Genomic DNA, 12,590 nt, shown 5'->3' with positions numbered 1-12,590 from the left:
TCCCAGCGGTACTTGCCACCGCTGGCTATGGGGCCTCTGGATGTAACACTTTCTCTTCTATAGAGTTTTTTTCTTTTTATCTCGATGTGTTCTCATCAAGTCTCAATAGTGACATTGTCACACAAAAAGAAATCCTTACGCCGGTTTCCCAGCCAAATGCGACCGCCGAACCCGCAACTCCCCGTGCCGCCAAGCACCATCTACCGTGGCGCGATTGTCGAGCAGGCGATTCAAGGCCTCCTCGACCAGCCGGTCGATACGTTGGTTGTAGCTGGTCAGCGCCCAATTGGCTGAGCCTGCCTCGTCGATATCGTCGAAGCCTACCACGGCCATCGCAGACGCCGGCGCCGTTTGCCTGAGCGCTTCGAGCGCCCCCAGCGCCAACACGTCGTTCTCGCAGAACAGCGCCTCAACCCGCTCGCTTTCCGGCGTTGCCTGCAGGTATTCGCTCATCAGCTGGAAACCACGTTGGCGATCGTAGTGGCCGGCGGTGAGCACCCGATCCAACTGAAAGCCGGCGGCCATCAGTTTGTCGCGGTAGCCTTCCATACGCAGCAAATGGCTGCTTTGCGTGTCCGGCCCCTTCATGTAGCCAAAGCGCTGATAACCTTGTTCTATCAGCAACCCAGCAATCTCTTCGCCGGCGCGGTAACCGTCGATATTGACCACATCGATATGTTCACTTTCCGTATTGCGGCATACCTGCACCAGCGGGATCTGATGCAGATCTTGCGCGATGGCCGCCCACTCTTGGGTTAATACCGTCGCCAGGAACAGAATGCCATCGACCTGCAGCTGATCGGCCATCGCCATCACCGCCCGGTAGTTTTCCCCGGCGGTGATGTTCAGCAGCAGCGCCATATAGCCGCGGGTTTGCAGCTGTTTGGTGACCATATCGAGCATCATCATCGAATGCGGGTTCTTCATCTCGTCGATGGCCACGCCGATGATGTGCGTGCGTTTTTGCGACAGGCTGCGCGCCAGCAGGTTTGGCCGATAGCCCAACTCGGCCGCCGCCGCCAGTACGCTTTCACGCGCGCTGTCCGAGATCGACGCGCCGGGCGTAAAGGCGCGCGATACCGTCCATTTAGAGACGCCGGCCTTTTCGGCGACGTCGCTGGCGGTGGCTTTGTGGTGTTTTATCATGGTTGCGTCGATCCCGGCTTCGATGAAGTCAAACTATACCCTGCTCGCTCAGATCCCCTAAGCGCCCGTCGGCATTCCTGCTGCAATTATGTCCCGTTTTTGCACCCGATTGCAATTTGTTGTGCAACCGGGTGCAAAAGGTAAAGAGTTTGTGATCGTCCACGCTGTTTTCACCTTTCCCCAGTTGACCGAATTTTATCCATAGCCGACATTCACGGTGGCATTCAGAGACTCATCGCCGTCTTGTCTCTTGTTTTGCACCCGGTTGCAAATACACTGCTTTAACACAACACCTCTCATCTCGACAGGATACCGTAATGAAAAAAACCAGACTGCTGTTGATGTTAGCCTGCTCGCTGTTTGTCGTGACCGCCCAGGCCAAGATCTACCAGGTCGGCGTGGCGCTGGCCAACTTCGATCTCAACTTCGTCTCCATCCTGCGCAGCCAAATGGCACGAGAACTGGCTGCGCAGCAGCTGCAAGGCCAGTTCGTCGATGCCAAGGGCGATGTCGCCCTGCAGGTGCAGCAGGTAGACGATCTGATTAATCAGGGCGTGGACGCCATTATCCTCAACCCGGTCGATACGCAAGGCGTCCAGCCGATGATAACGGCTGCCCAACGCGCCGCGATCCCCCTCATCTTCGTCAACCGCAAGCCCGAAGTGCCGCTTAGCGGCGCGACGGCCTACGTCGGCTCCGATTCGGCGCTCAGCGGCCGCCTGCAGATGGAGGCCCTGGCGAAAAAAATGAATTACCGCGGCAACGTGGCGATCCTGATGGGTGCCCTCTCCAACGAAGAAACCCGCGAACGCACCCGTGCGGTAGAAGCGGTAATCGCCACACACAAAGACATGAAAGTGGTAGAGAAACAGACCGCCAAATGGCAGCGCAATGAAGCGGTCGACGTGGTTTCCGGCTGGTTGCTGAACGGCACGCCGATCGATGCGATCGCCGCCAACAACGATGAGATGGCCATCGGCGCGATCATGGCGCTGAAGCAGGCCAAAAAGAATGGCGTGCTGGTCGCCGGTATCGACGGCACGCCAGACGGCCTGCAATTTATCAAAAACGGCGACCTGGCGGTGACCATTTTCCAGGATGCCAAAGCCCAGGCGCTCGGCGCGGTGCAAGTGACCCGAGCAATGTTGGATCACGCTAAAACTGAGCCTTACAACTGGGTGCCTTATGCCACCGTGATGCGAGAAAACTACCCGCAATTTGCACAGATGAACCAGAAATAAACCGTTGCCACTCTCTTTTTCAACCCATTTTGCACCCGAGTGCAAAGCCACAGTATCAGGAGTCAGCATGTTAAATGGTGAAAGAAGCATCCCTCGCCCGCTGCGTTGGGCGATGATCGGCGGCGGCCGCCTCAGCCAGGTGGGCTACAAGCACCGTTCCGGCGCGTTGCGCGACAACACCGCCTATCGGCTGGTTGCCGGCGCTTTTGATATCGACGCGGCGCGCGGACGCGAGTTTGGCGTCAATCTCGGCGTGCCCGCCGACCGCTGCTATGACAACTATCAACAGCTGCTGGAGCAAGAAGCCAACCGTGAAGATGGCGTTGAGGTGGTGACCATTGCCACCCCCAACGGCACCCACTATGCAATCACGCGCGCCGCGCTGAGTGCCGGCCTGCATGTCATCTGCGAAAAGCCGCTGTTCTTCACCACGGCGGAGGCGAGAGAAATCAAGGCGCTGGCGGCGGAGAAAGGCCTGATCGTCGGTGTAACCTACGGCTTCTCCGGCCATCCTCTGCTGATGCAGATGCGCGCTATGATCGCAAACGGCGACATCGGCGAAATACGCATGGTCGAATTGCAATACACCCACGGCTTCAATGCCAACGAAAGCGCGGACACGTTCGAGGCGCAAAAGTGGCGCGTCGATCCGAAAATCGCCGGCCCCTCTTTTGTGCTGGGCGACATCTCCACCCACACCTTCTACATCTCGCAGCTGGTGATGCCCGATATGAAGATTGCCTCCCTGCTGTGCGATCGCCAGAGCTTTATTCCTTCACGCGCCCCGCTGGAAGACAACGCCATGGTGCTGATGCACTACGAAAACGGCGCCGTCGGCCGCATGTGGGCCTCCGCCGTCAACGCCGGCGCGATGGACAGCCAAAGCATCCGCGTGGTGGGCTCACGCGCCAGTCTGCAATGGAGCGATTCCACGCCCGGCGAATTGCGCTATGAGATCCAGGGGCGGCCCAACCAGATGCTGCACCACGGCATGCCCTATCTGGACGACAGCGCCCTGGCCGAAGAGCGGCTCGGTGCGCTGCATACCGAAGGCCTGGCCGAATCCTGGGCCAATATTTACCTCAAGTTCGCCATCGCCATCAGCGCCAGCCAGCGCGGCGATCGGCAGACACTGGCCGCGCTGATCTATCCGGATATCGACGCCGGATTGGAAGGCGTGCGCTGGATTGAAAACTGCGTTCGTTCCGCCGACAACGGCGCCACCTGGGTTAATTACCAATAAGGAAAGCACCATGAAACTTTCATTCTGTACCGACAGCCTGGGTCATTTACCCTTCGAGCAGATGCTGGATCGGCTGCTGGAGCTGGGGGTGCGCGGCGTGGAAATGACCACCGGCGGCTGGTCTCCGGCGCCCCATCTGGATATCGACGATCTGCTGGCCAACCCTGCCAAACGCCGGCAGCTGCAGCAGGCGCTGGCCAGCCGCGGCATGGAGATCGCCGCGCTCAACGTCTCCGGCAATCCGCTCGATCCCGGCGAACTGGGGCAACGCCATCAGCGCCAAACCGACAATACGCTGGAGCTGGCCGGGCTGCTGGGAGTGAAAAAGATCGTTATGATGAGTGGCCTGCCCCCGGCCAGCCCGCATGACACCATCCCCAACTGGATCACCTATACCGTCAGCTGGCCGCCGACGGTGAAAAACTGTCTGGACTATCAATGGAATGAAGTGGCGATCCCCTATTGGCAGGCGCTGGTCACCCGGGCGAAAGCGTGCGGCGTCGAGCGCTTTGCGCTGGAAAACTTCAGCGCCATGCTGGTGTGGAACCCGGAAACGCTGTTCCGGCTGCGCGAGGCCGTTGGCCCGATGGTGGGCTTGAACCTCGATCCCAGCCACTTGATTTGGATGGGCGCGGATCCCATCGCGGTGGCCCGCGCCCTCGGCCCCGCCATTCACCATGTGCACGGCAAAGACGTGCGCCTTGAGCGCGGCGTCGTCGAGGTTAATGGGCTGCTGGAAACCAAACCGATCGACGACGTGGCCGGCCGGGCCTGGAACTATGTCGCCGTCGGCTGTGGGCGGGATCTGCAGTGGTGGAAGGAATTCTTCTCGGTGGTGCGCATGATGGGCTACAACGACTGGGTGTCGCTCGAAATGGAAGACCTGACCATGTCGGTCGATGCCGGCATCGTTTCTTCCGTTCAGGCGTTGCAGCAGAGCATCAGCCAGTAAAGCCAGGCGCGGCGGCCACGGCCGCTGCGCAGACCCGTGCATTGCCAACAGCTTATAAACACCATACCGGCCGGGCGCCGACCGTAGCACTGGCGTGCCCCGCACCATGGCTCAGGCACAGCGTTCTCAGCCCGGCGGCGGCGCCGGAATACCAGGCGCCGCCGCGCATCAGAATGCGTTCACCGTAATTACGCAGGTAAACCTGATCGCCGTCCTCACACCGGTGATGAGGAACAATGCCAAGAATTTTCAACACATCCGGTAACGGTGCCCCGCTTGCCATGCGAATACGATCGAACGCATCGTCCATCAAGCCAGGCGGATATCCGTTATCCTGCGGGTCGCCGTTAAAATGCTGAATAGAGTCGGTAATAAGCGGCGCACCGGCATTGCCTGTATGAATGGGTGAGACTGCATCGAATTTAGCCGTCCCTCCACTGCCGGGCGACACCCATGCCCCCGTCGCCAGGTCGACCGCGCGCCAGCGTTCGTCTTCATCGTCGGTCATTGGCATCGCGGCGTCATTATCCGGCAAGAGCAGAATTTCCCCCGCGACCAATTTCAGCCCGTGCTGCCATTCCCACAAATTACCGCACAGATCGCCGATGCCGTACGGCGTACCGTCGTGATACCAGGCTCCCGGGCCGGATGCGGTAAAGGTTGTCGGATCGCCCTGTTCATCGCCCACGGCACCGCCGTCGCATCGTTTACCATACTGACGGCGATCGTGATGCGACCGGCCGCTCTCGGTATTGCCCAACTCCGGCCATCCTTGATGGCGGCACCAGAACATCAGCGCGGCCCATTCCGCGTTGGTGCCAATATGCCATCCGGCGCCGTTGCGCGCCACCGCCCGACGAAATGTGGCCAGATCGTGCCGGCTCGCCGGAGCCGTATCGGGTTGGCTGACCAGTTCTCCATCGACCAGAGTTCCCGGATAGCAGCCATAAAAAAAGGCGTCTTTAAGCTGGCCGTTGACGATAAAGGCAGGATGAACCGCCTCTCCTAACCCTGATGTGACCTCTTGCAGCGTAAAGCGAGAGATCACATGCATATAACTGGGTTGACCACTTGCGGTATACAGCACGGTGCGGTGCCCCTGTGACTCGGTTTCCACTTTGCTCCGCAAAGCGTCTTTTACGATGATCATGAATTTATACTCGTTAAACAGCCAAGGCCGGGAAGCGCAGGCTTCCCGGCCCATTGTTACGCCACCATGGCGGCGGATTTTATCGGTTGCAACAATTGCCCGACATCGCAATTGAGCAGTTGAGCACGCTGCAGCAACTCCTCGGTCTTGGCGCCAATCACGGAATGCACATAGGCATTGACCTGTTCCTGATTCATTTGGTTATACCGGTCGGTGAACGCCATTTCGATGCTGTCGCAGATCACCGCGCCGGCATTACTGACATAGTCCGGCAGATAATGGATGCCGCGCGCCAGCAGCCGCTGTTCTGCCTGCGGCGTACTGAACGGCGAATTGGCGCTGCTAATCACCCAACGCGTATTCAGTTGTTCAACGTTCTGCGCATTTAATATGTTGGACAAGGATGCGATGCACAGCACCTCGCTGGGTTGCGCCCAGAGTTCGTCTTCACTGACGCGGCGGACCCCAGGCGGGAACTGCGCCGCAGGATTGATGTCATACGCCGTCACTTCGCAACCGAACAGCAGGCTTTGTTTCGCCACTTCCGCCCCGACTTTACCCATGCCGTGAATAGCAATGCGGGCCCGCGGCAAATGATTGAGCCGCAGCGTCAACACCTTTTTCATCGAGCTCCAGACGCCGTAGCCCGTCGCCACCGACGTGTCGACTTGCGGGCTGTCCATGGCATTCAGGATCCATGGCGTAAACTGCCGCAAATAGTCCATCTCTCGATTGCCAGTATTGATATCGCATCCGGTAAACATGGTGCCGCCATAACGGTTGAGCAGGTCGCCGATCGCTTCAAGCACCGCCGGTTGCTCTTGGGGAGAACGCTTGCTGTTGACCACGATTTTTCCGCCGCTGAAACCGGTATTGTACAATCCATGCTTCAGCGACATGCGCTGCGCCAGCATGATCGCCTCTTCTTCCTGCTGCTTACGGGACGCATAGTTGCGCCAGCGGATCCCGCCATTGGCCGGCAGCAGCTTGATCTGCGACGAGTAAGCCAGGGTGAATGACGTTTCGTCGTCGATTACGATCGTTTCTACCTGATATTGGTTGTGCGTATTCAGCAATTCATTGTTAACTGACATAATTTGCCATCCTGTTTTAATGGGATTCTTGCTCGAATGCTCCAGCCTGGTCTAACTGTTGTTTTATGCCCCACGGCGTTGGCCGCTTAAGGAAATCGGCCATGCCTACCGACCGGCCAAACTCTTGTTCCAACAAGGCCATCAGCCGCAATGCCATCAGCGATTGCCCGCCGGCGTCAAAAAAGTCGCAGTGGTTGGAATCAGGGTTCACGCCGGTCACGTCGCCCCAAATGCGCCAGATGCGCGCCATCTGCGGATCGGGTTTATCCGCTGTCGTCGATGTTCGTCCGGCTTCCGGCCCCTGCATATCTCGCTCGCCCAACCACCATTGCGCCGGATCGAAGGGATACATTGGCAATGCAATGCGGGAAGGAGGCTGTTGCCACAGGCGGCGCCAGTTAACGTTGACGCTGGCACGCCAGATTTTTTGCAGCGCCTGGATCCACACGGCGGTTTCGCTCTGGGCTTCGTCGCGGCGAGGCAAGGTGCGCACCGCCGTTACGGTGCCGGCGGATTTTAGCTGCGCGACCAGCGCAGTGAGTGTCGATCCCGGCCCTACCTCTATGAAAAGCGTTTTTCCGCGCCGCGGTAGGTGTTGCAAGGCGCGGTGATAATCCACCGGTTCACGGGCATGGCGCGACCAATAGCGGGCATCGAGCGCTGCGGGAGCGACTTCGGTCGCCAGCAATGCGGAGACGTAGCGGACCCTCGACGTCGATTCACGCGGCGGCGGCGCAATGCTGGCCAGTTCATCAAGAATGGGATCCATCAACGCCGAGTGGAACGCGTGCGAAACGCTCAGCGCCTTGCAACGTACTCCCCTGTCCCGCATCTGTCCTTCGCAGGCGCGAATCGCCTCCGCCGGGCCTGAAAGCACGCAGCCGTTCTCACTGTTTTCCGCCGCCAGAGACAGCCGATCGCCAAGCCAGGGTTGGGCTTGCTGAGCGCTCAGTTCTACCGCCAGCATCGCACCAGGCTGCAGCCCGGCCATCAGATGCCCGCGCCGGGCGGCGAACACCAACGCGTCTTGCGCCGAGAACACACCGGCAGCCCAGGCGGCGGCAATCTCACCCAAACTGTGCCCCACGACCCAATCCGGCTCGACGCCGTAATGTTTCAACAGTTCGGCCACGGCGATCTCGACGGCGATCAGAGCCGGCTGCGTCAAGGCCGTGTTGTTAATTGTTTCGGGGGCCGCCTGGCCGGTAAACAACGGGGAGAGATCCAGTGCAGCCTGTGTTTGCAATATCTGCAGCTTGTCATTCATCAGCGTTTTGAATATCGCATCCTGCGTCATCAGTTCGCTGGCCATACCGATAAACTGGCTTCCCTGGCCGGGAAATTGGAAAACTACCGACAAACGCCCTTTTCCCGTATCCACCATGCTTTCTTTCATGCTCAACACGCCCTGCTCGCCGATATGCAGAGTGCCGCGATAACGCAGCGACTTTCTTCCACTTTGTGCGCTCCAGGCCAGGCGTTCGTCGTTCTCGCCGCATGGCCGCTGTTGGTAACGTTTGACCAAGCGATGCCAGGCCTGCTCCGATTGCGCGCTGATCGGCACGACAGTCGCCAACGGCGCTATCGCCGCCCGCATTTGAGGCGTTTTCGGTGGCCTTGCCAGCACGACATGCGCATTGGTTCCGCCGATGCCGAAGGCGCTAACGCCGATGGCGTTGCGTGGATCGTCACGATCCCAACGTTGAGCGGAGCACAGAAACTCAAACGGGCTTTCCGCTAATGCCATTTCCGGATTCGGCGAGCCAAAGTTGATCTGCGGCGTGAGCCAACCGTGTTTGATTTGCAGCGCGGCCTTGATCAGTCCCGCCATGCCGGCGCAGGTTTCCAGGTGCCCGACGTTGGCCTTGACTGCACCGATGGCGCAGAAAGCCCGGTGCGTCGTCCGCTCGCGGAAAACGCCGCTCAGCGCCTCAAATTCGATGGGATCCCCGGCCAACGTTCCCGTGCCGTGCGCTTCGATGGCACGAAAATCTTCCGGTGCCAGGCGGGCATCGTCCATAGCTTGGCGCAGCAGGCGTTGCTGGCCGTGCAAACTGGTGGTGGTAAAACTGACTTTGCGCGCGCCGTCATTGTTCATCGCTACGCCTTTGATCACCGCAATGATGTCGTCGCCGGCCGCCTGTGCGTCAGACAGCCGTTTCAGCACGACAATGCCGACGCCGCTGCCGAACACCGTGCCGCTGGCATCTGCAGAAAACGGTCGACAGTGCCCATCGGTGGAAAACACCATGCCTTGCTGCGCGAAATATCCTTCATGTTGCGGGAGCCTGAGGGTACAAGCGCCGGCCATAGCCATATTGCAACGGCCACTGCGCAACGCTTGAACCGCTTCGTAAACCGCCACCAGCGAAGTGGCACAAGCGGCCTGTACATTACACACCGGCCCCCCGATGCCCAGGTGCCAGGCCACTCGGCTGGTGAGGTAGTCTTTGTCGCTCGCGATTTGCCGTTCGAACGGCGAAGGGTTGAGTTTGTCGAGCAACGCAGAGCCCTGTGCCTGACGCAAATAATCGGAACTGCTACAGCCGGCAAACAAGCCCGTATCGTCAAGCTCACCCGGCGTTACCCCGGCGTTTTCCAGAGCGTGCCAGGCGCACTCTAAAAAGAGCCGTTGCTGGGGATCCATCAGCAGCGCTTCGCGCGCACTCAGGCCGAAGAATCCCGCGTCGAAGCGGGATATGTCGCCGGCCACCGGTGCGGCGACGGGAATATAGCCCCCGTCGGCCGAGTCAACTTGCTCGTTGTCGACGCGAACCAGCGATTCGACGCCGTTGATCAAGTTATGCCACCAGCTTTCCACATCCTCGGCACCCGGGAAGCGGCAGGCCATGCCCACCAAGGCGATATCCCGGTCATTGCTGTTCACCTGCTGCATAGAGGTTCTCCGATTAGAAGCGCAATGCGCTGATGTCCCAACGCGGTTCTCGTTCCGCCAGCAGATCGGCGCAAATTTGCCCCATCAGAGGGGTAAATTTGAATGCCCATCCGCCTGCCGAAACCACCAGATGCTCGCCGCCGTGGCAGCGGCCTTTGGCGCTGTCGAGATAGAATTGGCGCGCCGGATCGGTGGGCAACACCGCCAAGCAGCTCGCGGCGGAATGTTGTTTGTCCGGCTCGAGGAACGGCATATGCCGCCGGGCAAACTCGAGCGCTCGCTCAACGTGCTGCGGGTTGGCCCGATAACTCGGCGCATTGGCTTCGGTGATCGGATCCACTTCAAAATCGGTCCCAAGTCGGTCAAATCCATTGACTGACCACGGATTGGGCGGGAAACCGTAAAACAGGTTACTGTCGCTCTCTACCGGCGGTTGGAAAGCAAACCAGAAAGGATCGTTGGCCCCCAGACGCTGACTGCGCAGCATGCTAATGCAGGCCATCTCATAGGTGGAAAGCGCAAGATCGATATCCAGTTGGCGCAGCAGCTTCTTACTGCCCGGCCCGCCAGCGACCAATACCTTACGGGCGCGATAGCGATGCTGCGCCGTCAGTACCGTTGCCCCCCGCGCATCCGGTTCCACGGCCTTCACGCATTGCTGGAACTGGAATTCCACGCCGGCCTCGCTAGCCAGAGAGTAAAGCGACGTCAGGGTACCTTTAACGTCGATTACCCCTCCGTCTTGCTGCAAGAACCCTTCATAGTTGCTGTCCAGCCCGGTAAAACCGTAGCGCCGTTCGATTTCGCGCATCGTCAGACGTTCATAAGGCAACCTCATCTCATCCATCGACAGCATGGTTTGACGGATCTGCCCCTCATTGGTCCAGACATCCGCATCGCCGAACCACAGGCTGCCAATGCGGTGGATCAGTTTTCTGTCCGCCTGTTGTTCCAATTGCCGCCATAATTTGTCGGCTTCCAGGGTAAGGCGGAAGATTTCCAATTCCGAATATTGCAAACGCCAATGGCGCTCCTCCCCGCTGGTACCCGCTAATTGCGTAAATAGCGCATATTGCTCCAGCACCAAAATTTTATGATCCTGATGTTCACGCGCATAATTCCACGCGGCGGCCAGCCCTATGGGGCCGGCACCGATAATAATGACATCCCAGTGTACTGACGTGTGCATACCTATCCCTCGCAATGGATATTGTGTGTGTTTAGTAGAATTATTTTTTAATCAAGCTTTTAATCTGATCCAACGGCAACAGAACGATCAGCGTCAGATATTTTTCTCGCGGAATATCCTGATAAAGCTGACGAACGCCGATTTTCCCCATGACATCCCCGCTAACGCCGGCGGCGAACAGCGATTGCCATTGCCCTGCCCAAATGGCGCTGGAGTTCCAAATGCCGGCGGTTTCGATCCGTCCCAGCGGCGTTTCAGCGGTTTCGTGATACCAGGAAATCACGCTATCGTCAGGCAGTGACGCGATTTTCCACCCCTGGCCCTTCATCGTGCCGATATCATGCCCTTGCTGATCCACCAGCAGGTCAGTATGTGAATTGGCATCACCCACGTTAGGCGCATTATTCGTTTTCGCTTTGAAGGTAATATTGGCCATTTCTATAACGGAAAGGATCGTGACATTTTTATAGCCGTCTTTCGATGCCAGAACACGTTCAATTTCCGCAGTGTCTTTGCCGGAACTGATTAATTCGCGAACATAATCGCCAAGCGTAATCAACTCAGCCAATACATTATTATTGCCCTGTATAATTTCCATAAAACATTCCTTTCAAACGTTGTTAAACGGTTAATGCTTCAAATTGTTTAAACCACTCGCGCCCTTTTTCTCGGTCGATATCGGAACCCGCGTCGGCAAAGAGCGTGACAATGCGTTGATCTGCGCTCAACGTTTCAGCCAGCTTACAGGCCGTTTTCCAGTTGGCGGCGGAAGAGGCACCGATTTTGACACCGGTTAGTTGATGGAACTCATGCATCGCACTGAGTGCTTCCCGATAAGAAACCGGATTGAAAGGTGGCTCTTGCGGCATCAGCTTACTGATGAAAGGCTGACGGAAACCGAAACCCAGTCCACCGGCGCCGGCGAATTTCGGTTCTCCATTCGGGGCGGACAACGTACCGTAAGGCAGTTCGCGCGGCGTGCTGCCCCACACGATCAGCTGTGGGTTATCCTGACGTAGCGCCGCCGCGACGCCAGACAGTGTGCCACCAGTACCGACCGCGGAAACCCAACCATCGACACGCTCGCCGTTCAGCTGCCGCCGGATCTCTGCGCCCGTCGCATGCTGATGTACGGCGGTGTTAACCAGGTTGAGATGCTGGGATAACAGCGTCCAACTCCCATCTTCATGCGCAATCTGCTGGCTGCGCGCAATGACGCCGAGCAGGAACTGATTGCGATCGACCAAGGTAACGACGGCGTTGTCCCCCTTCAGCGTGTCGATCAACGGTTGCGGGGATGAATCCGGGATCACAACTTGCACCGCTATCCCGCACATGTTGCCGAGCTTAGCCAGCGCTTTCGCCATATTGCCCCCCGAGGAATCGAGCAATTTTAATTCACCGGCGGCGAAATCGTGTTGATTGATAGCATCGCAAAACAGGCCGAACGCAGTGCGATCCTTCACCGAGCCAAACGGATTTTCAAACTCGAACTTGGCGTAAATCGACGCCTTCCCCTTTGGCGAGGGCACTTCAACCAGCGGGGTGTTGCCTAACGCCGCATAGAATTTTTTCAACTGGGGGAACAGAGTAAAGGCTTTCTCCGTATCCGGTGCGCAATCCTGTGGGTTAAACAGCTCAAAATTCATCAGAGGTTCCTTTAAAGCCATACGTTGACA

General features: G+C 58.3%; 10 protein-coding genes. 3 read left to right on the top strand and 7 right to left on the bottom strand.

The window, feature by feature from the left end; all coding sequences use genetic code 11:
* Positions 1–135: 135 nt before the first annotated feature.
* Entirely contained in the window at positions 136–1,146 is a 1,011-nt protein-coding gene (locus tag C9411_RS00505; protein WP_107226202.1) for a LacI family DNA-binding transcriptional regulator, read from the bottom strand.
* A gap of 317 nt (positions 1,147–1,463) precedes the next feature.
* On the opposite strand from C9411_RS00505, the gene C9411_RS00500 reads away from it, so the two are divergent.
* The 3 genes from C9411_RS00500 to C9411_RS00490 all read left to right on the top strand — a co-directional run bounded on the left by C9411_RS00500 (position 1,464) and on the right by C9411_RS00490 (position 4,582).
* Positions 1,464–2,387, top strand: coding sequence for a substrate-binding domain-containing protein (locus tag C9411_RS00500; RefSeq protein WP_107226201.1), 924 nt, complete (start codon positions 1,464–1,466; stop codon positions 2,385–2,387).
* 67 nt (positions 2,388–2,454) lie between these two features.
* A complete protein-coding gene (locus C9411_RS00495; protein WP_107226200.1) occupies positions 2,455–3,630 on the top strand; it encodes a Gfo/Idh/MocA family protein in 1,176 nt (391 codons plus the stop codon).
* 10 nt (positions 3,631–3,640) lie between these two features.
* Entirely contained in the window at positions 3,641–4,582 is a 942-nt protein-coding gene (locus tag C9411_RS00490; protein WP_107226199.1) for a sugar phosphate isomerase/epimerase, read from the top strand.
* 52 nt (positions 4,583–4,634) lie between these two features.
* Here C9411_RS00490 and C9411_RS00485 read toward each other — a convergent pair whose 3' ends face one another.
* Genes C9411_RS00485 through C9411_RS00460 form a run of 6 tightly spaced genes read right to left on the bottom strand, consistent with a single transcriptional unit; the run spans position 4,635 to position 12,560 of the window.
* Positions 4,635–5,732, bottom strand: coding sequence for a hypothetical protein (locus C9411_RS00485; protein WP_063990349.1), 1,098 nt, complete (start codon positions 5,730–5,732; stop codon positions 4,635–4,637).
* A gap of 56 nt (positions 5,733–5,788) precedes the next feature.
* On the bottom strand, positions 5,789–6,826 hold the full coding sequence (locus tag C9411_RS00480) for a Glu/Leu/Phe/Val dehydrogenase dimerization domain-containing protein (RefSeq protein ID WP_063989883.1): 1,038 nt from the start codon (positions 6,824–6,826) through the stop codon (positions 5,789–5,791).
* Positions 6,827–6,842: 16 nt separating this feature from the next.
* Positions 6,843–9,722: a type I polyketide synthase gene (locus tag C9411_RS00475; RefSeq protein ID WP_107226198.1), complete on the bottom strand. Its 2,880-nt coding sequence runs from the start codon at positions 9,720–9,722 to the stop codon at positions 6,843–6,845.
* Positions 9,723–9,735: 13 nt separating this feature from the next.
* On the bottom strand, positions 9,736–10,911 hold the full coding sequence (locus C9411_RS00470) for an FAD-binding oxidoreductase (RefSeq protein WP_063989881.1): 1,176 nt from the start codon (positions 10,909–10,911) through the stop codon (positions 9,736–9,738).
* Positions 10,912–10,951: 40 nt separating this feature from the next.
* Positions 10,952–11,509 carry a hypothetical protein gene (locus C9411_RS00465; RefSeq protein WP_063989880.1) on the bottom strand — a complete coding sequence of 186 codons (558 nt, stop codon included), beginning with the start codon at positions 11,507–11,509 and terminating at the stop codon, positions 10,952–10,954.
* A 22-nt stretch (positions 11,510–11,531) separates the two neighbouring features.
* Positions 11,532–12,560, bottom strand: a complete 1,029-nt coding sequence (locus C9411_RS00460; RefSeq protein ID WP_107226197.1) for a pyridoxal-phosphate dependent enzyme — start codon at positions 12,558–12,560, stop codon at positions 11,532–11,534.
* Between the last annotated feature and the right edge of the window lie 30 nt (positions 12,561–12,590).

This window comes from Serratia sp. Nf2, assembly GCF_003028435.1.
Taxonomy (GTDB): Bacteria; Pseudomonadota; Gammaproteobacteria; order Enterobacterales; family Enterobacteriaceae; genus Serratia; species Serratia marcescens_L.
The sequence above is the reverse complement of the archived record's forward strand: the minus strand, read 5'-3'. Positions and strand labels throughout refer to the sequence as shown.